Genomic DNA, 24,345 nt, shown 5'->3' with positions numbered 1-24,345 from the left:
AAATTATTTTTATGTAATAACAAATATAGTATAATTAAATTCGATAAATAAAACAAATTTTATTTGCTATTTTTTTTATTTTTTTTTGTTTTATTTATTATCATTTTATTATATAATATGATTTAGAGATAAAATTTTTATAAAACTTGAAATTTTAAGAAGGGAGATAATAAATGAATATTTCAAAGTCATTGGTTGTAATAATAATTACTATCTTTTTACTACTGCCTCACATTGGCTATACAGACCGAATAGATGTCGATTATGATTATATAATTTGGGCGATTGATTATACTCTCGATGATATGGCTCCAGGGAGATTCGCCCATCTTTATGGGGCAGACCGTGATGGTAACGGACTTAAAGAAGAAGATCATTTAGGGCTCTTATCTGCAGTATTACTAAATAATTCGCCTGACCTTCCTCTTGCAAGAGTCATCGCTATTCAAGAGGGATTTCGAGCAAATATGCAACAAGTAGAAAGAGATTTAAATATTACTATAAATGTCCTTGGACAAACCTTTCATTTTGATGTTATTAACGAATTACGAAATGAAGATCCTCTACTTGCTTTTGCTGTCCAATATTTTTTAGCCGGTTATATGACATGTGGAGACTCTGTAACTTTTAACTTTCTTAATAGTTTTTTAAAAGACCTCGTGCGATATTTTGCAGAGCGTGAAGGTTATGGTTGGGCATTAGACTATATTAATTTAAATGATTATATTAATTTTGGACCGAGTAGATATGTCACATTTGGTAATACTGGAACAAATTACTTAGGGGCCGGTGGAGATATAGAAGGTGACGGGGTAAGCAATATTCAAGAGTATTCTGGTTCAGGAACACGAGAAGTATGGTTTTCAAGATGCAATATTGTACCGCCTCCGAGGATAGTGGGGATATGGGCAAATCCGGGTGTTGTAGATACTGGTGACCAGGCAACGTTAACTGTTCAAGTAGTCGGAGGAAGTGGCCCACTTACGTTCCAATGGCTAAGAACAGATTCAAATGGGTATTCATTTCCATCCTCTTTTGAACTTGTCGGTCCTAATTCATCTACGTATGTCATTCCTTATGCAACTTCATTAGACAACGCTCGATTCTCTATTGCAGTTTCTGATTCCGCTTCGGTTTATAATCCATCTGCCCGATTAGGAGGACGACAATCATGGGGTGTCTATCTCGGTGTAAGAAGAGTTCCCTTACAAATATTAATTCAGCCTGTAGGCGGTCTGTACAATGTGGGCGAACAAGCCGTGCTCCTGTTTAAGGTAAAAGGAGGCACAACAGTTCCAACCTATTACTGGAGTCATAACGGAGTTGTTGAGGGACCGAATTCAAACCAGTGGATTATTAACCCTGTAACAGGTTCCAGTCAAGGGGCCTATCAATGCCGAGCAGTATCCGGAAGTGAACAAGTTATTTCGCAAGAAATATACCTTGACGTGTTCGGTGCTGGCGAAATAGTTCACTTTGAGGACCCTAATTTAGAGGCAGCCGTTAGAGATGCTCTTGGTTTTGACCAAACAAAAGAGATATATGAAGGCGATTTAGTGGCAATCAAAACTTTAAATGGCAAATCGCGTGGAATTCAAAACTTAGCAGGGATATACAAAATTAGAAACCTTGAGAATCTAAATCTATGGAATAATATTATTTCCGACTTATCTCCTTTAAGTTCTTTGTTTAATTTAAAAACATTGAACATTGGGAGAAATAACATAAGTGATATTTCGCCCTTACAAAACTTGGAGAGTTTAAATAATTTATACCTTTGGGACAATCAAATTACCGACCTTACTGCATTAATACAAAATAATGGGTTAGGTTCAGGTGATGAAATAGGATTAGAAGGGAACTCCTTACCAGAGTCTGTTATTTGTGAACAAATACCATTACTTGAAGAGAAAGGTTGTATAGTCCATTATGATGGTATCTGCCCATCATCCGGATTGGAAGGAACGTTAGAAGGTGAAGGCGAAGAAGAGGAGGGTGAAGGCGAAGAAGGTGAAGGACAGCCCACCGAAGGGGAAGGCGAAATACAATATCCTGAGTGTGACATTGAAATAAAGACAACACATTTTTCAACCTTATTAGACCCAGGAAATAGCTTCTTACCTTTGAATGTTCCTGTTTCAAAAATAATTAATAATGTTTGTGTTCGTGTAACAGTAACTCACTCTGATGTGAGCCAATTAAGAATGAAACTTATATCTCCAAATGGAACTGAAGTTCTTTTGTTCATTTCTTTGCCATTAGGTGGAGAAAATATGATAAATACTGTGTTTACTGATACGTCATCAGTACCCATCGATTCGGCTTCAAGTCCATATACAGGAGAATTTGCACCTATAATGCCTTTATCTACGTTCCAAGGAGAGAATATGTACGGAAGATGGACACTTCAGGTTGCGGATGCTGTCTCTGGAGAGGTAGGTCGTGTTGAAGAATGGGCTTTAATCTTCAACAAATGTCAGGAAGAAGGTGAAGGCACTACAGAAGGTCAAATAGAAGAAGGGACTATTGAAGGAATAACTGAAGGACAACCAGAAGAGGGTGAAGGAGAAATAATTTATCATCATAGTTTAGATTCGAATGGAAATTGGCAAATTGAACTTGTTGAACTTCTCCGTGCAATTCAGTTCTACAATGTTGGAGGATATTCTTGTAAACCGGGGACTGAAGATGGTTATGCTCCCATACCTGATGGACCAAGAAATTGTAGGAATCATTCTGCTGACTATAATCCAGCCGACTTCAATATTAATTTATATGAAGTGTTAAGAGTTATTCAACTATTTAATTCTGCTGGGGGATATTATCATTGTGACCCCAATAGTGAAGATGGCTTTGCTCCCGGATTAGAATAGATAAATATAACACAGTTTTTTTATATTATTTGTCGTATTTTCCCATTATCAATTGTGATGTAATTCGTGCAGATTCGTAAATTGTAGGTAATCCACTGCCTGGATGTGTTCCACCTCCTACCAGATAACAATGATCTATTTCTTCAAATTTATTATGCGGTCTAAAATACAGCATTTGTCCCAAATTATGAGCCAAATTAAATGTCGCTCCGTTATACACTCCTATTTGTTCCCAATCCAGTGGAGTTATACAATGCTCTACTTCGATGTGATTATCTATATCTTTCATGGTGGTTCTCTCTTTAATTCTATCTATAACCTTATTTCTGTATTCCTGTCTAATGTCTTCCCACTTAATACCAGAGGTATTATTTGGAACAGGAACCAATACGTAAAGAGCAGAATGTCCTTCAGGTGCAAGTGTTTTGTCTAATAAACTTGCATTTCGTATATAGAAAGAAAAATCTTCTGACAATACCTTACGATTTGCAATGTCTTCCGTATTCTGATAGTAATTGTCAGCAAAATGGATTGTGTGGTGCACTTCATCATATAGTTTATCCAAACCAAGATATAGCATAAATGTAGAACATGAATATTTCTTTTTCTTTAATTTATCTGGTGCATATTTTTTCAATAAATCCCCTTTAAACAAACTACTCATAGCATACGCAAAATCTGCATTAATAATAACTTCATCCGCTTTGATTTTTGTTCCATCTTCTAAAACGACACCATGAGCAGACCCATTATCGACAACAACCCGTTCTACTTTTGTATTTGTATATATTTCTCCTCCATATTCATTTATCACCTTTGCCATAGAACTTGAAATTTCAGATAAACCTCCCTCGACATGGTCAATTCCAAATTCATGTTCTACATAAGCAATCATAGCAAAAGCGCCGGGACATTTCCATGGTGACATCCCCAAGTATTTACTTTGGAAACAAAAACAGATACGAAGATTTTCCTCTTTATAGTAATCTGAAAGCACATCGTTTACTGTTCTTCCAATAGCAAGATGTGGTAGTGCAAACATTAAATCTTTTCCTACCATGTCAAATATCGAAAGATACGGCTTTTCTAAACATTTTCTCATATATTTAAACCGATTGGCTTCCCTCTTCATAAAATATTTAAAGCCCTCGCCTCCATTTGGAAATAATTTTTCAATTCTGTCAGCCATTTCTTTATGGTCGTCTGTAACATCCAGATAAAAATCTTTAAATGCCAATCGATACATAGGATTTAATTTATAAATTTTAAGGTAATCATGTACATCTCTCCCTGCTAATTGGAACACTTGTTCCAGGACATAACGCATCATCAAAAAAGTAGGTCCTAAATCAAATTTATAATTTCCAAATTGTAAATATTTATTTCTTCCTCCAACGATTGGATCTTTCTCAAAGATTGTCACCTTAAAACCATGACTTGCAAGTATCATTCCAGCGGTTAAACCTCCTGGGCCTGCTCCTATAATTACGATGTGCGGTGAGTTCATATATAAACGTTCTCCTTTCTAAATCAAGGTTTATCCTCACTCATGATTACACGCAAAACCATATTCGCTTGCATATGTGCAACAATACCTACTCTGGGAGACATTAATCCTACACCCTGCATTGCTGAATGTTCCTCATCACCAACAACATAAAAATATGGAGTAATTTTTCGAACTCGAATTGTGTTAGATGAATAATATCCTGCAACTCCGGAGGCACTAATTATCGACTTTTTAGGATATATTTTTTGAAAATTTTCTATTAACATTCGTTTAGCAATATCTGTATCAAATGCTTCTACAAGAATATCTATATCCGAAAATAATTCGGCTATGTTCGTTTCATCTACTTTAATGGTATGGACCACAACATTAACATACGGATTTATCTCGTAAATCATCTGTTTCATCACTTCTGTTTTAAACAACCCTATATGACGTAAAAAATAATGTTGACGATTTAAATTACTGGGTTCAACTACATCGAAATCAACGAGCACCAATTTGCCTATACCTACTCGTGCCAGTGCTATCGCAACATTGGAACCAAGCCCTCCTAATCCAGCAATTCCCACAGAACTGTTCTTAATTTTCTTATGAACACCTGGCGTATGCCTTGCAACCATTAAGGTTTCTAACTCATCTTCAGAAGGTATTTCCCCTTTTTTTATTAAGACGATTCTATCCCCTTCTAAAACTTTTTGTGACAAATTATCAACAGAAATTGGAAACCCATTTAATATTACTAAATCTGCGGTGGGTTTAAATTTTTGTTTAATGTCGTCTAATGTTACCCCCTCTGAGAATTCATATTGTTTTTCATTAACAAAAACTTTAATCACATAAGTAGCCTCAATTATATTTTCTGAAAAATCTTCAATTTTCCACGGTAAACATCTGCAATTACAGCTAAAATAATTACAGCACCGGTTATAACTCTCTTCCAAGGCTCCGGCACACCAATTTGCACAAGTCCTACTTCTAACGTTGCTATAATAATAACACCCAACACCGTTCCAATAACTGAGCCTTTTCCGCCACTTAGGCTATTACCTCCAATAACTGCTGAAGCAATGGCTGATAATTCGTACCCAATTCCTGCATTAGGGTCGGACGAACTTAATCGTGCACAGTGCAACAACCCTGCAAGAGCAGATAAGAAACCGGAAATAACATAAACAGAAAATATTAATTTTCGGGTATTTATTCCAGATAAATGAGCGGTTTCTTCCTTCGCACCAACGGCAAAACAATGCCGACCAAAAGGAGTATTTACTAATAGAATATGGGCAATGATAACTATTACCATTGCTAAAAAAAGAGGTAAACGTATTCCAAACAAATTTGGTTCAGCAATATTATCAAGGGTAGAACTTAAATACTGTGTTTGTGATTTAGTGAATAAATAAGTAAGTCCCCTACCTGCCTCTAACATCCCCAAAGTCACAATAAAAGCAGGAATACGCCATTGAGTTATAATAAACCCATTAATAGTTCCACAAATAACCCCCGTTACTAAACAAGCAACAATCGCCAGTGGTAATGGATATTTTTGAACGAGTAAAATACCTAATACAGCTCCAGACAACCCTAACACCGAACCAACCGAAAGGTCAATCCCTCCAATAATTAATACCATTGACATACCAATGGACAAAAGCAAAATGTGTGGTATTTGATTCAAAATAGTTATCAATGTGGAATAAGAAAAAAAGTACTGAGATTTTAAACTAAAAAATCCAATTAGTAGGCAAAGTGCTAACAGTAATCCTATTTGTTCTTTTACAAAATTAATAATTATCTTCATGCTCAAATTTCTTTTACTTTTTTACTACTAAATCAACAGGTGTTTCTTTATCTGCGGGTATATTTTTTGTGTTTAGACATTCTAAGGCATATTCTATACCATAAATAGCCAACTGGTCTGCATGTTGGTCCGCCGTTGCTAATAATTCACCTTTTTCCAACAACTCATTTGCTGCTGAAATATTATCGAAACCAACAACTTTTACTTTATCAATAAGTCCCACTGCTTTTAATGCAGATATTGTCCCTAATGCCATACTATCATTTGCACAGAAAATCCCTTTGATTTCCGGTTTTTCTGTCATCAATGCGGACACTACTTTATTTGCTTTTGACATTTCCCAATCACCATTTTCTTCTGCAACTAACTTTAGCCCTCGCTCTTGAATGGCATCTAAAAACCCTAATCGTCTTTGGATTGCATTATAAGCGGTGGGGACACCATTAATTATAGCCACTGCATCGCCGGGTTGTAACTGTTGATCAAGATAATCACCCACTTTTTTTGCCCCTTTACGATTATCTGGACCTACAAAGGGAATCTGTACCTCATTTTCGCGGACGACATCAGTATCAAAACGATTATCAATATTGATAACAATGATACCTGCTTTCAATGCCTTCTTACATACTGGTACTAATGCTTTTGAATCTGCTGGGGCAATAACGATAGCGTCGACACGTTGTCCTATCATATTTTCTACCAATTGCACTTGACGATTTATGTCTAATTCATCTTTAATACCTTCAACAATCAATTCGTATTCAGAAGAATGCTCCTTATTATGCCTCCTTGCACCCTCTTCCATTGTTTTAAAAAATTCATTTGCCAACGATTTCATTATTAAGGCAATTCGTGGTTTTTCCCTTTTTGTGCCTTTATCCTCTGCATTTTGGACTTTTCCACAACCTACGACAATCATTAACAAACACACAAACATTGTGACATAAACACCAAACACACACGTATTCGTTCCTTTATTCTTCATAACCATACTCCTTATACTTTATTTTTACCATGCGGTACCATATTTACTTGCTAATAAATCAGCCGTATATGGTCCATCTGAACCAAATGGATATATTACAGGCTGAATTCGTTTCTTCTCCATCTCATGTAAAACAGGACTAAAAATATCCCATGCTGCTTCTAACTCATCGGAACGGATAAATAAACTTTTATCTCCACGAATTATATCTAATAACAGTAGTTCGTATGCATCCGGAACAGGTGTTACAAATGCAGATTCATAGGACAAATCAAGATTAGATTCTCCAAGCACAAGTGACAATCCAGGAATTTTATTAACAATCCTTAAAGCAATCATAGCATCTGGCTGAACTCGAATAATTAATTCATTAGGTAAAAGTTGTGGTGCTGTCTCTGTAAAAATATTTCCTGGAACTTCCCTATACTGAATTTTTATTTCCGTCATCCTTTTTGATAATCCTTTTCCTGCTCTCAGTAAAAAGGGAACTCCATCCCATCTCCGATTTTTAACAAATAAAGATACTGCTGCATAGGTAGGGGTAATTGAATCTTTTGGAACCCCTTCTTCTTCGCGATATCCATGTTTAACCTCACATTTCTTACACTGCAAAATACCAGGACCATACTGCCCTATAACCAATTGCGATAATGTAATAGGAGAAATACATCTTAACACCTTTACTTTTTCATCACGAATATAATCCGCTTCTAATTTTATAGGCTGTTCCATTGCAACTAATGCGACCATCTGCAACAAATGATTTTGCATTACATCCCTAATTATTCCATATTCATCAAAATATCCACCTCGACCTTCAATACCAATATCCTCCATCCATGATATACGGACATTTTGTATATACTGCCGATTCCATAGCGGTTCCAGTATTAAATTAGCAAATCGCAAAACCATTAGATTTTGAATCACCTCTTTCGCAAGATAATGGTCAATACGATATACTTGTTCTTCTCTAAAAACTTTCTGCAATCCTGCGGTTAACTCATCAGAACTCTCTCTATCCCTTCCAAATGGTTTTTCTACCACAACCCGTGTCCATACATCTTCCCCTTGACTATGGATAAGATTAGAGTGGGCAAGGGCATTCGATACTGTTAGAAATAAGAATGGAGGTATAGCAAGATAATAAATCTTATTCGATAACTTCCCTTCTTCCAACTCCTTTATTAACTTTCCTATCTTTTCATAATCCTGATACTCATCATAATTACCTCTACAGTAAAAACATCTCGTTAAAAATTCATCTAAATCTTGGGTATTGTGAGCCTGACTCAATAAAAAAGCCCTTATCTTCTCTCGAAATGACTCGTTATTCATATCCGTTCTTGCAAAGCCAATAATTCTAAATTTCTGAGGCAATAATTTTTTAGCAAACAATGCATAAAAAGCGGGGAATATCTTACGTAACGAAAGGTCACCTGAAGCCCCTATAACTACAACCGTTAAATTTTTTTGTAATGATGAATTACTAATAGGCATAATACAAACAATCCTATCTATTTTTAAACACCCTATAAAATCAATTAAAATAACATTAAAATCATAATTTATATTTTATAATCATAACAAGCGGGAATTAAGATAATACACAAAACTATTATAGTAAAATCCAAAAAGGAGAAATAGAATGAAAAAAAATAACAAAATTTGGGTCTTTTTTTTATTTGTATGTCTAATAACACCTATCCTCTTTTCATGCAGTAAACCAGCACCCAAAGAACCATTAAAAGAAACTCAAATTTATGGTAATCCCGACCAACTAATATCACGTTCACTTTTAACATTTCAACCCCAAGCTGATACATTTGCCCTCATTTCCCCTTCCGTTACACAAATAATACATATCCTTTCTAAAATAAACTCATTTGCTGAAAATAAAGTATTAAACAATATAATAAATCAACCTATTATTTCAATGTTATTAAAAGGGAAAGAAGACCAATCCTTTGAAACTTCTTTAAAGTCCATCGGTATCAATATCGACAACCCTTGTGCATTTTTCTATACCCCTAATGATAAGTGGCAAATAGTTTTGCCAACCAATAACTTAGATGCTTTCGCAAAAGTTTTCCCCGATGCTAAAAAAACATCATTAAAAACTTCGTGGTATTGGTTCATATCCGCACCCTATTCAGCTTATTGGGATAATAAAAACAAATTTGGATTTATGTTATATAGAAATCACATAGTATGTTCAAATGATTTATCCCTTCTTACACAAACCATACTAAGAGAAAATATCCTTCCGTCCTACAACTATGGGCTTTATGGAAAACCCATTTTAGGGACAAATGAAATTGCTATTCTTTTATCTATTTCAGATGAACTAAAGAAAAAAGTATCCGAGGACTCTTACGAACCTAACTGGTTCAAAGCTGTTACCCTTACATTAGGTAGGGATTATGATGAATTCTGTGCTGTTATAAATCCAAATAGCGATTTTACTGAAATCGCTTTTTCTGTTCATTCACTACCAAATATGGTTAATAAATCAAAAAAACCAGAACTTACCCTTTCAAAATTCTTGCCTGATAACAGTCTATTAACCCTTGATTTAGCCTTAACTAATGCTATAAGAGAGTTTTTGCCAAACTTGCTTCGGCAAGACACAAAAGGAGACTTGAAGACGAAATTTAATAAACTAACTGGCATAGTCACCTCTCCCCTAATCTCGGATGAATTGTCTATTGGCATATATCCCAGTAGCGAGTTATATCCAGACATTGTTTTCTGTGCTAAATCCAAACAAGTAGAAAATGCTAAAGGACTACTTAAAGCAGTTGCTGTTGATGATGAACCTATTGGCGACTTTAGCACATTAAAAGCAGACTTATCTGTAATGCTAAAACTGCCTCTAACATTAAATATAGGCTTTAAAGACCCTTATATTGTTCTAACCAATAACAGAACCAAACTTATTAGTCTTGCTGATAAAGTCGCTTTAGATGTAATAAAACCTGAAGAGTCTGGAGAATCGGAATCCTTAGAAAACTCAGACCAGTCAGAAAAACAGACACAGTCTAATACTAATAATGAATGCCCTTATGGTTTCTTAAAAATCGATACGAACAATATAAAATTATTTCTCGAAGCCAATAAAAATCTATTAGAATCTAATAATTTAGAACCACTGACCCAAATTTTACCTAACATCCCCGAGATTTGTCTTTATGAAAAAGATTCATGGTACCTTATGAAAGCCAAAATAACAATGTAAAGAAATAGTAAATATGGATATTAAAAAAGAAATTCTTATCATCTGGAAAGATAAATCTGTAAAAGGCATCCTCAATTCATCACCCACTGCTGAGAAACTATGGGAAGCATTGCCCGTAAAATCCTTAGCCCAACGCTGGGGAGATGAAATATATTTTAATGTGCCTATCAAAGCGACCTTGGAAAATAACGCAACAGATGTTGTCCCACCAGGAACCATTTGTTTCTGGGTAGAAGGTAATTCAGTAGCCATACCTTTTGGGAAAACCCCTATATCGAGAGGAAACGAATGCAGACTAATAACTGCTGTAAATATATTAGGAACCATATCCGACTCCCCTAACACATTATCCTCAATTTCTGAAGGTATGCAAATCGAGATTAGGAAATTTAAAGAATAAAATGCCTACATCCTTTTTGGAGGGCTAAAGGTGAAATTTATTAATTGGTACTGGAACACATTTTTAGACAAAGTAATCAATACGGTAGAGAATTATATCGGTTATGAACTTATCGAACCTTGGGCACCCATTATTGTAAAAGGTACGATTACCTTTCTAATCTTTTTACTTTTTTATGAAATATACCTTCGTATTCGCCGTTTTTGGAGAAATCGCAAATTTATAGCAGAGAGCACACCTGTAATACCTCCAGCATCTGAAACCATAGATAAACAATCTGAATTTATCCAAGAACTGGAATCGCTTAAAGCACCTCAACAAACTATAGAACGGCTAAAAAAAGAAAAGAAATTCGAACAATTAGGTGAAGTGTATGTATCTATGCAAAAATATAAAGAAGCAGGTTGGGCATTCGAAAAAGCAGGTATGCTCAAGAGGTCTGCTACAGAGTATGCAAAAGCAGGATACACTGTATATTCTGCAAAATTATTATTAAAAGCAGGTGAGCCAGAACAATGTGCTAATCTACTTGTAAGTATCGGAAAAACAAAAAAAGCTGCACAATGGTTAGAAAAGAAAAACTACTTAGAAATGGCAAGTTTTTTATGGTGGGAAGCGGGTTATTATGAAAGAGCAATTCGGATATGGTTAAATTTAATGAACAATCTTCCAACCAATTCAACTCAAAAAAGCAATCTTTGTAATAAGATTGTCCAACATATTTATAAAACAGGCATTAATATTATTCCAGAAAAATATAAAAAATTACTTTTGGAACCTTTAAGCCAACAAATGATACTTGAAAAAAGATACGACCTTGCCGTTGACCTATTGAGACAATGCGGGGAACAACAAAAAGCACAATTACTAATACAACAGTTGACCAAAAGACAATAACCAAATTGGATTTTTATAAAGGTTCACTACAATAATCTATTTCGCACACGAGTGTATGAAATCCAAAATTTCCGTAACCTATCCAAAATTTTACTATCAAATTTTATAGGGGAAAATACCGCAGTTTGATATAAAAGAGTAAGTTCTTCAATTTCTTCTCTTAATACTTCTAAAACATTAGGCAAATTCGCCAAAAATTCTAAGGGCGTCTCATTTAATTTTTTAGGAACACCCAAATCCTCAGCCAAAGCACATAAAGCTTGATATGCATACTCAATATGCTCATTAGGTGTGAACTTTTGACTCATATTAGGGTCTGATAACGAATTTACAAATTTAATAGATTTAGAAGACTTAATTGATATTTTCCTTTTTATCTTCACCTTTCCTTTTCGCCTCTCCAAAAGTTTCATAAGCCATCTAACGAGAAATCCACCTCGTTGTAACGATACTTGCCACCAATGGACAATAAATCTTTTTACTGCGGAAAAAGCAACCCATGAACTAACAAATATAAGTATAAAAATCACGACATATCTCAATTTTTGAAGTATCATTTGCTGTTGCCATATTTCAACAACTGGTGCTACAACAATTGGATTTAACTGAAAATGACTATTACGCACCCAAGGGTCGGTTTGATGTTCCGCAACATAAAAGGGTTTTGGCAATGTTGGAAGCGGTAAAAATGTGGCACACACCATAGCAACAACGATAATTGCTATACCTAATAACACCCATGTTACACCTAACATCGAAGGAACATATACCCTTCGATTTTTGTAATATTCCCTGAGACCACCCAAACTGGTCATAACTAACAAAGTCATAGATGAAAATACAAAGAGTCCTAAATAAACCCAACCGACATTAACCATCTGTTCTCCACCATTTACAAGTATTCTCAGTCCTAACGAAAAAATTCCAAGAACAGGAATGCTAAAAAATAATACAGAGATACCTGCGGGAATACGTGATAACCTTTCACCAAAACCCATAATATTAAATGTGATATCTTTTACTGATGGGTCCTTAAAAGACAATTGTGTAGGGTCTACTGCCTCTAACTCGTAAAAAAGTTCTGTCCCCATTTTTTCTTTCTGATGTGCTGTTTCCTCTTTCCTAACCGTTTTCTGAAATGCCTTATTTACACTGGTAGCAATACCGATTTCTCCCGCATTCGGATTCTCATCAATACAACATTCATACGTTATTCTATTTGTTAACCACCATAAAAAAATGACAACTCCCATATTAGATAGAAAAGCCAAAAAACTATTTCCAGTGACAAGATTATAGATAACAGAGCCTGTTCCATATACAGAAGTACTTACCATCACATATAAACTTATAGCCAAAGCTAGACCTGCACCATAACTTATCCCACTCTCAACACTCTCCGTAGCAAATATTCTATTTACACCTACAATCCCTAAAACTAAGAAAAAAACAACAAATCTCAAATTAATATCATTGACTTCTGTATAAATATAGCGAACATCTAACAAAAAAAAGACTATAGACCATAGCAAAACTAAAATTAGAAAAGGATTAACAATGCTAAGCAAAGTGTCTGTTAATGTCCACTCTGTACCAACAATATATTCTCCGCTATATTTCGTTTTAACATTTAATTTCGTAAAATCCGTAGAAACAAGGACGGGTGGCTGTTCTTCCTGTTCTTTTTCGTCAGATGTGACTTTTTCTTCTTTACTGTCACTCCATGACAAACTACCATCTTCCATCCAATCTGGGATTCTCATCGTTATACTCCAATCTTTTGAGGAGCAATATAGAACAAATCTTGTTCATGCTGAATATGAAAAATATGGATGCCAAATTTACCTACCTTCACAACAGATTCCTTATATGCATCATCATCTTTAATTAAAAATACAGTGATAATAAAACCGTTAGCCCTTAAATTCTCCACAACAGATGCAAGGTCATCAGATACTTGAGGAACGATTAAAATCAATGCATTGTCTCTCGGAAAATAGGGAGCTGTCATTTGTAAGAGATATGGGATATCAACCTTTTTTCCTGGTATCACACGAGCTAAATTTTCTAATATCTTTTGCAACTGAACAGGCGACCTACGGGTAGGAACTATTAATGGACTTAAATGTTCTGGTTGTTGTTCCTGAATAATTTTTGTGACAAGGTCATCGCGAGCCATGGACACTTCACTTTTCCTTTTATATTCTGCGGTATCACTTGCATCCATTCCATTTGTAACAAAGCCTACAGGCTCACCAGAAAGATGAAGTAGATATGCGATGGAAGCTGTGGTTGTAATAGCCAATTCCATCCGTTCTTCTCTACTCTGGGGCAAATAATTATCCTCAAACATATCGAGAACAAGAGTTGCCCCAATTACTGTTGCAGGTTCATATGTTTTAACCTGTAACTTGTTAGCCTTAGCTGAGACTTTCCAGTGAATCGATTTTAAGGGATCACCAGGCGTATATTCTCTTATCCCGTAAATTCTTGTTGGGTCCTCATAGATTTTATGGGATACACGAACAGGTCCATGAGGTCTTCGTGTAGAAACCTGAAAACTTTTGATATAAACTACGGAGGGTAGTACAGTAATATATTCTTGATTCTCATCCGTACGGAATCGCCGTTGCAATCCAAAAAAATCACCTGTTTCCATCACTAATGGACCTATACGATGATAACCTCTCCTTGGACATCTAAGTTTGTATGAAATAGGCATCATCTCATCTGGTTTTAAGATAAATAATTGTGCATTTGACCCTATAATTTCACACCCTGACGGAGTTATATCCTCAACATACAACCACGGGATTGGTAACCAAAATTTATTGTGTACAAAAACAGTAACTTCTACTTCCTGTCCCTCATTTATTACTACAGGCTTTACAATGCGATTACAATCAATAACTCTTAACCACAAACGGTTTAGAATACTTGACAAAATAAACACAATTAAAAAAACATAAATTGCATAGACTAAATAAATACTTTGTGCAAGAAATCCCAAAGATAACATTATCAAAAGCAATACCAGCCAAAATAATTGAACTATTAAATTATCTTTCTTACTCATTTAATCTTATTTCATTATTTATTTTTTTGACAAGAATGTATAAAATCAATAATAATTGTTAATGCAACGACATTTTTCAATTTATTATAACTGAAAGCAATTTAATGAATATATAAAAAATATAATTTAACTTATAAGGAGCGTTAATATGAGTCAAGAAATTAAACCGACAAAACTGTTTGTAGGAAGCTGTACCGCTTTGGTAGCAACAGCCATGACATTTGCTGTATTAAGTGCCATTATGAACCCATTAAAACAACAATTTTTACTAACCAATGAACAGGCTGGATGGATAGGTGGAGCAGGCCTTTGGGGCTTCCCAATTTCTATTTTAATATTCGGCCCCTTATGCTCGGTATTAGGCATTCGTTTCCTACTTCGATTAGCTTTTGTCTTCTTCGTAAGCGGGATTTCACTCATGATTTTTGCAAATGGCTTCTGGATGCTATTCTTCGGGGCACTTACAATTGCATTTGCCAACGGACTTGTCGAAGGGGCATGCAATCCCTTAGTTGCCACACTATATCCTGACAAAAAAACACAAAAACTAAATCAGTTCCATGTGTGGTTTCCAGGAGGAATAGTTATTGGCGGTTTACTGTGTTATTTCCTTGACAAAGTAGGGATTACTTCCTGGCAACTTAAAGTTGGTTCTATTTTAATACCTACGTTCGCTTACGCTGTTATTATGCTTATGGAAAACTTCCCAGAAACAGAACGAGCTCAATCTGGCGTAAGTTTTGGCGAAATGATAAAAGAGACATTGGGAAGACCCCTTTTCATTTTGCTATTTATTTGCATGATGATGACTGCATCTGTGGAATTAGGTCCTAACCGTTGGATACCTGCGGTTCTTGAATCTGGAGGAATCCCAGGAATGTTAGTCTTAGTTTGGACAAGTTTACTAATGGCATTGCTAAGACAATTTTCAGGACCTGTTGTAAATAAGTTATCCCCAACAGGAATGTTGTTAAGCTCAGCAATCTTATCAGGTATAGGACTTTATATGCTCAGTTTTGCAAATAGTTATACATCTATTTTTATAGCCGATACGGTTTTCGCTCTCGGCGTTTGTTATTTTTGGCCTACTATGTTAGGTGTTGCATCAGAAAGAGTCCCCAAAGGTGGTGAATTTGCACTTGCATTATTAGGAGTGGCTGGGAATGTGGCTGTTGGACTTATAACAATACCCTTAATGGGTAGAGTAGCGGATTACTATGGACATGAAAAATTTGAGTTACAGAAAACTATTGCAATTGTACAAGAAGTATCACAAGTTTTTCCTGATTATAAGAAGGGTAGACCTGAACGTGAGCAAATAGCTATCGATAACCTAATTAACGAAGCCAAAAACATTGAAAATTACTATAAGACTAACAATAAACTTCCAGAGATTAAAACCGCAAATCTCCTTAGGGCTATCCAATTATTAGCCCCTGAAAATGCAAATATCGGCAAATCCGCTAAGGAACTACTCAACCCTGCTGACCTCTATGGAGGACGAATTGCTTTCCGATATGTTTCCGCACTTTGCATTATTCTTGTGATTGTCTTTGGGCTAATTTATGGACGAGATGTCATGCAAGGTGGCTATAAAGCTGAAAAAATCGTCGGTTAGCGGGTTCTCAAATAGAATTGTTTAGGATATAAATTCGTTGGAAGAGATAGAACAACTTTTATCAACAATATCAAATTATGTATGGGGCTATCCTGCCATTGTTCTTCTATTAGGAACGCATATCTTCCTGACAATAAGACTACGATTTATCCAACGATATATCACAACAGCAATACGCTTTTCTTTAGCCCGACCCCAATCAGAACCTGGGGAAATTAGTCATTTTGCATCGCTGATGACAGCTCTTGCCGCTACTGTTGGCACTGGAAATATAATAGGTGTTGCAACCGCAATCTCAGCAGGTGGGCCAGGAGCGGTTTTCTGGATGTGGTTAACAGGAGTTTTTGGTTTTGCTACAAAATACTCCGAAGCTGTGCTATCTATCAAGTTTCGAGATAAAAATGAATTCGGCGAATTTGTAGGCGGTCCTATGTATGTCTTAGAAAAAGGGCTTAACTCTAAAATATTAGCCGTGCTTTTTGCTCTATTTACTGTGATAGCCTCTTTTGGTATAGGGAATATGGTTCAGTCCAATGCAATGTCTCAAACAATTGAAAATACATTTAGACTGCCCTCTGTAATCACAGGGATTATCACAGCCTTCCTTACTGCATTAGTAATTCTTGGAGGGATAAAAAGTATTGCCCGTGTATGTGAAATGTTAGTTCCTTTTATGGTGGTTTTTTATCTCTTTGGATGTATTGGCATTTTAATAATTAATTATCATCATCTTCCTGAGTCTCTCCTTCTAATTTTCAAATCTGCATTTACAGGACAATCTGCAATAGGCGGTTTTTTAGGGGCAGGTGTCCGTGAGGCAGTTCGGTTTGGTGTTGCTCGTGGTCTTTTCTCTAATGAAGCGGGATTAGGAAGTGCCCCTATTGTTGCGGCTGTTGCAAAAACAAAACATCCTGTCCAACAGGCTCTTGTATCCGCAACAGGCACATTTTGGGATACCGTCGTGATCTGCTTTATTACTGGACTCACATTAGTTTCATCAGGGGCTTGGAGTAAATCATCATCACCAATAGAAATAGCAAATATTGCATGGAGTAGTTATCCAATATTCGGTCCCATAGTGTTAACAATTGCTTTAATTTCATTCGTTTATTCAACTATTTTAGGTTGGTCATACTATGGAGAAAAGGCTTGGGAATATTTATTCAAAACAAAGAGGATTTTTATATACCGCTGGATGTGGGTAATTGCAGTATTTATAGGAGCCAACTTAAAACTAAATATTGTGTGGACATTAGCAGATATTGCAAATGCATTAATGGCTCTCCCTAATTTAATATCTATTGTTTTTTTAACCCCGTTAATTATCCATGAGACACAAGATTTTCTCAAACATAAATAAACTTATAAAAAAGTGGAGCGGGATACGGGTCTCGAACCCGCGACATCCAGCTTGGGAAGCTGGCACTCTACCAACTGAGTTAATCCCGCTCAATTCAAATACATTATATTAAAATTAATACACAAAATCAAGTAATTACATCATTCAAAAATTTTATTCTGACTCACCCCACCTTGGTTGAATCCTGAAGAATCCAGAGATATTCCCTATTTTTGCAAACACTGTAATTTCTTTAGGTTTTCTTTCATCAATTACTTTAGCTAACTCCTTAAATTCTTTAATAGAACTTATAGGATAATTCCCAATAGATTGAATAATAAAACCACGGGTTAATCTTGCGACTTGTGCTGGACTCCCTGATTTCACACGATAAACAAACACTCCTTGAACAGATTCATCTATGCTTAACGCTATTCTTAAATCTGGGGTTATCTCACGAATTGTTAGTCCAACAGATTCCCATTCATATTCCTCCGCTTCATAAGACCGTCTTGGGCGATTACTGAGCAATGTGGTCAATGTCATAGGTGTCCCATCTCGCAAAATTTCAATCTTTACATGGTTTCCAGCCCCAGCCTCTCGAACTAATTTTGTAAAACCAGTAACATCGCTATCATATTTTGCATGGATAGGTACTCCATTAAAATTGGTAATTATATCTCCAACTTTTAATCCACATTCTGAGGCTGGGGAAGGATTAACGACTGTAGCTACAATAAGTCCCCCTTCTTTAGGAAGTCCCCAGTACTCTGCGAAATCGTCAGTTAAAGGCTGAGTTATCACGCCAAGCCATGCCTCTTGTTCATCTTCTTTTAATTGGATTTTAGGTGGTTCTTCTAAATATTTCTTGAACAGTTCATACTGATATACCAATGGGTGCCCACTACGAGTATACACCTCGCCTCCTTCTGCCTTACTCAAATCAAATCCAATAACACCAACCACATCCCCTTGCTCATTTATCACAGGCGCTCCAACAAACCCCAGCCTGACATTTTCATCAATACAATATGTTAACCGCGGTTTTTCTAAAATAGCCCCTATATGTGCAGTCGTAATACAACGCACGTTATCCAATGTCTCCCCTAAAACACCTACCATAGCAATGGCAGAACCAACTCTTAATTGGGGGTCATTAGCAAATAATACAAAAGGGAATTTAATTCCTTCTTTATTCTCAATTTTTAAAAACAATACATTTATATCATCAGGTTTCTTCAATTTTGTAGCATTAAATTCCTTCTCCTCATTATTAATTTGAATTCGAACCCTAAAATTAAAGGATTCGATATTCTCCGTCTCAACGAACCCTGGCACCATAACCAAGCCATCGGAAGAAACAATTAAACCCAATGCATTCCCATCTCTACGGGATACCTCACCTGTAATTTGATTCATAACCTCTGATGAATATTGAATTAATGCCACTGATGGGGAGACTTTTTTATAAATCGTCTCTAATTGCTGTGATGTAAAACCTAAAATTACACTATGAATGGATATTACTGCAACAAACAAATTAATGCTCATCAGAATTTCTCCGTTTTTCCTCAATACCTTTTATCGTTAATCCATCAACCTTCATATCCTTTATTAGAATAAATCTCGTAACAACTCCTCGTTGAACAAACAACAGTATCTTTTGTTTATTGGTTTCAATAGCGTCCTGATATAATTTCAGGAACTGTTCGAGATTATTTACGGGTTGTTTTTCAAATTCTAAAATGACATCACCTGCAAGCAAACCAGAATTTTTGGCAATGCTTCCATCCTGTACCCCAGATATATATATTCCGTTTCTATTTGGTATTCTTAATCGTTTTAACATCTCATTGGTTATTTCGGATGCAGTAAACCCCCATTCTGTGAACTCAACTTCTTGTCCCTTATAAGGACTATATACCTCTGGTATTAAATGAAAATCTTTCGTCTCACCGTTTCGCATCACAGTTAATTGTGCTTCCTTGCCAGGCTCTAAATCTGCAAGTTTTTTACGCACAAGGGGCAAATCTTCCTGAAATCGTGCATGAATAGATTCATTGTTAACCGCAACCAAAATATCCCCAGACTGAATTCCTGCTTTATATGCAGGTGAGTCCACTTCCACATCAGAGATAACAACTCCCTTTTGATTCATATCTTCTGTTATTGCTTTCATTTCTTGCAAATTTATTCCTACCCAGCCTCTTTGTACTTTACCTGTTTTGATAATACTATCCACTACCTCCTTGGCAATATTAATTGGAATTGCAAAACCAACATTTTCCGCCCCTATTAGCATTCTCGAATTGATACCTATAACTTCACCTTTAAGGTTGACTAACGGCCCACCACTATTCCCTTGATTTATCGCCGCATCGGTTTGGATAAAATTATTAAACATTGAAATAACACCGCGTTGGTCTTCCAAATAGCGGTCTGTCATACTGATAATTCCCATAGAAACAGAACGAGCAAGCCCATGAGGACTACCCATTGCAAAGACAATTCCACCAACATCAATTTTGTCAGAATTACCCAGAACCACATACGGATACTTCTCATCTGCAGGAAGTTTTAACACAGCAATATCTGTAAAGGGGTCTGTACCAATAACATCAGCATCAACCTCTCGTTTATCACTTAAAATGCACTTCACCTTCTTGCTCTCCCCTACCACATGTTCATTCGTAATAACATAACCATCCGAGGAGATGATAAAACCACTACCAATAACTATTACTTCTTCTTTTTTACCTAACGTATATACTGGTTTTATAGGATTTAAATGAACTAAAGCAGGAATAACTTTCTCCTTTGCCTTAAATATTTTGTTTTGTGACACACTTCCATAAGAAAATGTAGCACAATTGACTTGAGTTAAAAGAAAAAATGTAAACCAACTAACTATAAAAAAATAACCTAAATTCCTTCGTTTGTTTTTCATAATAAGTTCCTATGTCGTTACCTAAATTATCTGGAAAAGTAAGTGTTTTTATATTTAACGATTAAATATAGCAAAATATTACTAAAAATAAATTGTCTATCTAAATCAATATGAAACGAGATTACTTAATTATTATATCAGGTTTACCCCGTTCGGGAACTTCCCTCGTTATGCAAATTCTCTATGCTGGTGGAATACCATTATTGTTCGACTCTGAACGACTACCCGATAATAACAATCCCTATGGTTATTATGAGCACTCTAAAATAAAAGCATTAACAAAAAACTCGGACCTCTCCTGGCTCAATTCATATCAAGGTTATGCAGTAAAAATTGTTTCTCCAACTCTTGCTAAATTGAACATCCAGTTTCCTGCACGAATTATTTTCATGATGCGTTCTATTCAAGAAATTATTGAATCGCAACAAAAAATGATAACAAGAAAAACACATTTAACATTAGAACAAATAAAAAGTGAAGACTTATACAAAATTTATGAAAAACATATCCAACAAACTCTAAATCTACTCCAAATAAATCCGTATTTAAAAATCTTAAAAATAGAGTTTTCAAATCTTTTCCATGACACCGATAACACTATTATGAAAATAATTCATTTCCTCGATGGTGAACTTGACATAGAAAAAATGAAGTCGGTGATTAACCCTGAACTATACCGATGTAAAGGGCAATAAATTTTATTCCGTCTTTTCGCGCATCATTGCATATCGTTCTAAACACAGATGTAAAATTACCAAATCAGACGAACGAATCCCAGGAATACGTGATGCTTGCCCTAAATTTGAAGGCTTTACCTCTTTTAATCTTTGCTTACTTTCTCGTGGTAACCCTTCGACCGAATCGTAATCAAAATCCTGAGGTATTAGCATATTTTCAGACTTCTTAAACTTCTCAACCATCTTTTCTTCCCGTTCAAAATACCCATGGTATTTGATTAGTATTTCTGCCAATTCTTCTGCCTCTACCGACATTTTTGTATCTCTCGGGAAAAAATTATAAAAGTCGCGTAAAGACACTTTAGGTCTTCTTACTAAAATACCTGCGGTTGTGGGATGGCTTAATGGAGGTTCTCCTAAACTCATCAACCATTCATTAATTTGCTTATTTGGTGTAATAACAAACTTTTCCAATCTCTCTACTTCCCTTTTTGCTTCATCTTGTTTCTTCCGTGCCCTTTCAATTATTTCATCATTCCTGAATCCATAATGTGCCAATCTTATATCCGCATTATCATGGCGAAGATGTAATCGATATTCAGCCCTTGACGTAAATAGTCGATACGGTTCCTTTACTCCTCTCGTCACAATATCATCCACCATCACCCCTATATATGCTTCATGACGCCCAATAATCAGCGGTCCTCTTCCCTCCAGATAACGCACAGCATTCAATAATGCATACAATCCTTGTGCACCTGCTTCCTCATATCCCGACGTACCATTAATCTGCCCCGCATGGAATAAACCATGAACTAATTTAGTTTCAAGGTTTAGTTTTAATTGAGTAGGCGGTATAAAATCATACTCCACTGCATAACCTGGACGTATAATTTCTGCATTCTCCAAACCTTTAATCGAATGTAACATTTCCAATTGAACATCTTCTGGCAAACTGGTAGATAGTCCATTAACATATACTTCGGCTGTGTTTATCCCTTCAGGCTCTAAAAAAATATGGTGACTTGTCTTCTCTGGAAATTTAACCACTTTATCTTCAATACTCGGACAATAACGCACACCTATCCCTGTTATTTTCCCAGAATATAATGGGGAACGGTCTAAATTTTTACGGATAATTTCATGGGTTCGCTCATTGGTATGGGTAATCCAGCAGGAAATTTTATTGGGGTTAAAACCTTCTATCGGTGTTGTAAATGAGAATGGTCTGGGTTTCTCATCCCCTTTTTGCTCTTCCAAGCCATCTAAACAAATACTACGGCGATGAATTCGTGCACATGTCCCTGTTTTAAGCCGTTGAACATCAAAACCTAACCTACGGTAACAATCACTCAAATAAGCAGAAGGTGGGTCTCCTGCTCGACCACCAATAATAGAGTGCATACCAAAATGTAATAGACCCGATAAAAATGTACCCGTACAAACAATAACAGTCCTACCCGTAATTTCTTCACCAGTAGTCAAACGAACACCAACAACTTCATTTTTATTAACAAGAATATCTTTCACTTCTCCTTGTTTCAAATATAAACCTTCCTGCATCTCACATATATGTTTCATATCTAATTGATAAAGAGTTCGGTCTGCTTGTGCCCTCGGCGAATGCACTGCTGGACCTTTAGAACGATTTAGCATTTTAAACTGAATTCCTGTTCGGTCTATACAACGTCCCATTTCTCCGCCCAGTGCATCTATTTCTCTCACTAACTGCCCTTTAGCAACCCCACCAATTGCTGGGTTGCACGACATTTTTCCAATATTATCAATTTGCAATGTAATCATAACTGTTCGGTAACCCAGTCGGGCTCCGCCCAATGAGGCTTCAATCCCTGCATGACCTCCCCCCACAACAATAATATCAAAATCTCGGATATTCATGTTCCCTCTTTTGTCAACAGAAAGTCAAAACAATCTGTATTTTTATTAGATATAATTTAATTTTTTTGATACAATGGAAATAACTACGTAAATACAATAATACCTTCGAAACAGGAGTAATAAGATGATTTACCATAAAAATTTTAAATTAGAAACTATTAAATATGCAATTTTATTCATAATAACCGTTATTCTTCATCTGTCATTAAATGCTCAATCACCAGTATTAAAAGCCATTCCCGAAGAAATTACCTTCCATAATTTAGAACAGGAAGTTCAAATAAACCTTTTCTTTAATAATCAACCCTTAAAAAAAGAAAATATAAAGCGGTGGTCTTTTCTTGCTGGCTCCAACCAATACAATCACATGATAACACTAAAACCTATAGAGGGTGGTATTCTTGTAAAGCCTGCATTGTTGGAAACAGGAACCTATGATTTATCCATTGAGACATCGGTCGGGAAATATCTTATAACTGTATATGCACCGTTAGATGAACTCCCCGATACATTAGAAAATCGTGCCAAACGTGAAGGAATCACAGTAAAAGAACTAAAACAGAGACTCGGTTTAGCCTCTCGTTCCAATAGAGTTAATCTTAGCATCAATGTTCCAGAAATGTACTATGAAGGCCAAACATTACAAATTCAGCTTGCTACTGACCCTGAACATTTCTACGTATGGCGAATAAATAATCAAGTAATAACACAAGGTGAAGGGAGAATAAACTTTGAATATACTTTCCCTGAGGCTGGCGAATACATTATAGAAGTCGAGGAAAGAGATGCTGATATTCCTTTGGGTAAAGCAAGTTCTAAAACGACAGTGGTTGCTTACCCTCCTGTTTTATATTCAGCAACACTAAAACAACCTGTAAAATTATCCGCCATAGAAGGATATAATTCGTATACATGGAAAGTAGATGGTACCGTCCAAAAAGAGACCTCGAACCAGATTACATTAAGATTCAATGCTGAAAAGAAATATACTGTCGAGTGCATTGCAAAAAGTCCAAAAAACGGACATCCAGATTCTTTTTTCAGAACAGTCTACGAAATTACCGTAAAAAAATAACTTG

18 protein-coding genes and 1 tRNA gene are annotated in these 24,345 nt (G+C 35.8%); 8 read left to right on the top strand and 11 right to left on the bottom strand.

Annotated elements, in window-relative coordinates; translation table 11 throughout:
* The first annotated feature begins 173 nt into the window (after positions 1-173).
* On the top strand, positions 174-2,873 hold the full coding sequence (locus tag PLJ10_00285) for a proprotein convertase P-domain-containing protein (protein ID HOK08078.1): 2,700 nt from the start codon (positions 174-176) through the stop codon (positions 2,871-2,873).
* Between the two features lie 25 nt (positions 2,874-2,898).
* On the opposite strand, the gene crtI is transcribed toward PLJ10_00285, so the two are convergent.
* Genes crtI through zwf form a run of 5 tightly spaced genes read right to left on the bottom strand, consistent with a single transcriptional unit; the run spans position 2,899 to position 8,675 of the window.
* Positions 2,899-4,380, bottom strand: a complete 1,482-nt coding sequence (gene crtI / locus PLJ10_00280) for a phytoene desaturase family protein (GenBank protein HOK08077.1) — start codon at positions 4,378-4,380, stop codon at positions 2,899-2,901.
* Positions 4,381-4,403: 23 nt separating this feature from the next.
* Positions 4,404-5,219, bottom strand: a complete 816-nt coding sequence (thiF, locus tag PLJ10_00275; protein ID HOK08076.1) for a sulfur carrier protein ThiS adenylyltransferase ThiF — start codon at positions 5,217-5,219, stop codon at positions 4,404-4,406.
* Between the two features lie 17 nt (positions 5,220-5,236).
* Positions 5,237-6,187 carry an ABC transporter permease gene (locus tag PLJ10_00270; GenBank protein ID HOK08075.1) on the bottom strand — a complete coding sequence of 317 codons (951 nt, stop codon included), beginning with the start codon at positions 6,185-6,187 and terminating at the stop codon, positions 5,237-5,239.
* 13 nt (positions 6,188-6,200) lie between these two features.
* Positions 6,201-7,175, bottom strand: coding sequence for a sugar ABC transporter substrate-binding protein (locus PLJ10_00265; GenBank protein HOK08074.1), 975 nt, complete (start codon positions 7,173-7,175; stop codon positions 6,201-6,203).
* Positions 7,176-7,199: 24 nt separating this feature from the next.
* On the bottom strand, positions 7,200-8,675 hold the full coding sequence (gene zwf, locus PLJ10_00260) for a glucose-6-phosphate dehydrogenase (protein ID HOK08073.1): 1,476 nt from the start codon (positions 8,673-8,675) through the stop codon (positions 7,200-7,202).
* Between the two features lie 148 nt (positions 8,676-8,823).
* On the opposite strand from zwf, the gene PLJ10_00255 reads away from it, so the two are divergent.
* Genes PLJ10_00255 through PLJ10_00245 form a run of 3 tightly spaced genes read left to right on the top strand, consistent with a single transcriptional unit; the run spans position 8,824 to position 11,710 of the window.
* Positions 8,824-10,413, top strand: a complete 1,590-nt coding sequence (locus PLJ10_00255; GenBank protein HOK08072.1) for a hypothetical protein — start codon at positions 8,824-8,826, stop codon at positions 10,411-10,413.
* 13 nt (positions 10,414-10,426) lie between these two features.
* Positions 10,427-10,813, top strand: a complete 387-nt coding sequence (locus PLJ10_00250) for a cyclophilin-like fold protein (protein HOK08071.1) — start codon at positions 10,427-10,429, stop codon at positions 10,811-10,813.
* A gap of 30 nt (positions 10,814-10,843) precedes the next feature.
* Positions 10,844-11,710: a hypothetical protein gene (locus tag PLJ10_00245; GenBank protein HOK08070.1), complete on the top strand. Its 867-nt coding sequence runs from the start codon at positions 10,844-10,846 to the stop codon at positions 11,708-11,710.
* A 26-nt stretch (positions 11,711-11,736) separates the two neighbouring features.
* On the opposite strand, the gene PLJ10_00240 is transcribed toward PLJ10_00245, so the two are convergent.
* Both PLJ10_00240 and PLJ10_00235 read right to left on the bottom strand, forming a co-directional pair.
* Entirely contained in the window at positions 11,737-13,473 is a 1,737-nt protein-coding gene (locus tag PLJ10_00240; protein ID HOK08069.1) for a DUF4129 domain-containing protein, read from the bottom strand.
* A gap of 2 nt (positions 13,474-13,475) precedes the next feature.
* The gene (locus PLJ10_00235; protein HOK08068.1) at positions 13,476-14,786 is read right to left on the bottom strand and encodes a DUF58 domain-containing protein; all 1,311 of its coding nucleotides are present in this window, start codon (positions 14,784-14,786) and stop codon (positions 13,476-13,478) included.
* 148 nt (positions 14,787-14,934) lie between these two features.
* Between PLJ10_00235 and PLJ10_00230 the strand changes: the two genes are divergently transcribed.
* Together PLJ10_00230 and PLJ10_00225 are read left to right on the top strand one after the other, a co-directional pair.
* Positions 14,935-16,404, top strand: coding sequence for an MFS transporter (locus PLJ10_00230; protein HOK08067.1), 1,470 nt, complete (start codon positions 14,935-14,937; stop codon positions 16,402-16,404).
* Positions 16,405-16,441: 37 nt separating this feature from the next.
* Positions 16,442-17,764, top strand: coding sequence for a sodium:alanine symporter family protein (locus tag PLJ10_00225; GenBank protein ID HOK08066.1), 1,323 nt, complete (start codon positions 16,442-16,444; stop codon positions 17,762-17,764).
* A gap of 13 nt (positions 17,765-17,777) precedes the next feature.
* Here the strand turns inward: PLJ10_00225 and PLJ10_00220 are convergent.
* From PLJ10_00220 to PLJ10_00210, 3 genes are all read right to left on the bottom strand, one after another.
* Positions 17,778-17,853: transfer RNA gene (locus tag PLJ10_00220), tRNA-Gly, on the bottom strand.
* Positions 17,854-17,917: 64 nt separating this feature from the next.
* Positions 17,918-19,294, bottom strand: coding sequence for a PDZ domain-containing protein (locus PLJ10_00215; protein ID HOK08065.1), 1,377 nt, complete (start codon positions 19,292-19,294; stop codon positions 17,918-17,920).
* Positions 19,284-20,690, bottom strand: a complete 1,407-nt coding sequence (locus tag PLJ10_00210) for a trypsin-like peptidase domain-containing protein (protein ID HOK08064.1) — start codon at positions 20,688-20,690, stop codon at positions 19,284-19,286. The genes PLJ10_00215 and PLJ10_00210 overlap by 11 nt, the downstream gene beginning before the upstream one ends.
* A 110-nt stretch (positions 20,691-20,800) precedes the next feature.
* Here PLJ10_00210 and PLJ10_00205 point away from each other — a divergent pair, with 110 nt between their 5' ends.
* Positions 20,801-21,385: a sulfotransferase domain-containing protein gene (locus PLJ10_00205; GenBank protein ID HOK08063.1), complete on the top strand. Its 585-nt coding sequence runs from the start codon at positions 20,801-20,803 to the stop codon at positions 21,383-21,385.
* 3 nt (positions 21,386-21,388) lie between these two features.
* Here PLJ10_00205 and mnmG read toward each other — a convergent pair whose 3' ends face one another.
* Positions 21,389-23,266: a tRNA uridine-5-carboxymethylaminomethyl(34) synthesis enzyme MnmG gene (mnmG, locus tag PLJ10_00200; protein HOK08062.1), complete on the bottom strand. Its 1,878-nt coding sequence runs from the start codon at positions 23,264-23,266 to the stop codon at positions 21,389-21,391.
* 124 nt (positions 23,267-23,390) lie between these two features.
* On the opposite strand from mnmG, the gene PLJ10_00195 reads away from it, so the two are divergent.
* Positions 23,391-24,341 (top strand): hypothetical protein, encoded by a 951-nt coding sequence (locus PLJ10_00195; protein HOK08061.1) that lies wholly within the window; start codon positions 23,391-23,393, stop codon positions 24,339-24,341.
* Positions 24,342-24,345: the final 4 nt, after the last annotated feature.

The sequence above is a fragment of the Candidatus Hydrogenedens sp. genome (assembly GCA_035361075.1).
Classification (GTDB): Bacteria; Hydrogenedentota; Hydrogenedentia; order Hydrogenedentales; family Hydrogenedentaceae; genus Hydrogenedens.
This window is presented reverse-complemented; position numbering and strand designations above follow the sequence as displayed.

What these genes read in the sequence shown, in the direction of transcription:
- mnmG (HOK08062.1), bottom strand. Translation starts at nt 23,266, where the DNA reads ATGAATATCCGAGATTTTGATATTATTGTTGTGGGGGGAGGTCATGCA.
- PLJ10_00255 (HOK08072.1), top strand. Translation starts at nt 8,824, where the DNA reads ATGAAAAAAAATAACAAAATTTGGGTCTTTTTTTTATTTGTATGTCTA.
- PLJ10_00265 (HOK08074.1), bottom strand. Translation starts at nt 7,175, where the DNA reads ATGAAGAATAAAGGAACGAATACGTGTGTGTTTGGTGTTTATGTCACA.
- PLJ10_00235 (HOK08068.1), bottom strand. Translation starts at nt 14,786, where the DNA reads ATGAGTAAGAAAGATAATTTAATAGTTCAATTATTTTGGCTGGTATTG.
- PLJ10_00285 (HOK08078.1), top strand. Translation starts at nt 174, where the DNA reads ATGAATATTTCAAAGTCATTGGTTGTAATAATAATTACTATCTTTTTA.
- PLJ10_00210 (HOK08064.1), bottom strand. Translation starts at nt 20,690, where the DNA reads ATGAAAAACAAACGAAGGAATTTAGGTTATTTTTTTATAGTTAGTTGG.
- PLJ10_00230 (HOK08067.1), top strand. Translation starts at nt 14,935, where the DNA reads ATGAGTCAAGAAATTAAACCGACAAAACTGTTTGTAGGAAGCTGTACC.
- PLJ10_00250 (HOK08071.1), top strand. Translation starts at nt 10,427, where the DNA reads ATGGATATTAAAAAAGAAATTCTTATCATCTGGAAAGATAAATCTGTA.
- crtI (HOK08077.1), bottom strand. Translation starts at nt 4,380, where the DNA reads ATGAACTCACCGCACATCGTAATTATAGGAGCAGGCCCAGGAGGTTTA.
- PLJ10_00195 (HOK08061.1), top strand. Translation starts at nt 23,391, where the DNA reads ATGATTTACCATAAAAATTTTAAATTAGAAACTATTAAATATGCAATT.
- zwf (HOK08073.1), bottom strand. Translation starts at nt 8,675, where the DNA reads ATGCCTATTAGTAATTCATCATTACAAAAAAATTTAACGGTTGTAGTT.
- PLJ10_00215 (HOK08065.1), bottom strand. Translation starts at nt 19,294, where the DNA reads ATGAGCATTAATTTGTTTGTTGCAGTAATATCCATTCATAGTGTAATT.
- PLJ10_00270 (HOK08075.1), bottom strand. Translation starts at nt 6,187, where the DNA reads ATGAAGATAATTATTAATTTTGTAAAAGAACAAATAGGATTACTGTTA.
- PLJ10_00205 (HOK08063.1), top strand. Translation starts at nt 20,801, where the DNA reads ATGAAACGAGATTACTTAATTATTATATCAGGTTTACCCCGTTCGGGA.
- PLJ10_00240 (HOK08069.1), bottom strand. Translation starts at nt 13,473, where the DNA reads ATGAGAATCCCAGATTGGATGGAAGATGGTAGTTTGTCATGGAGTGAC.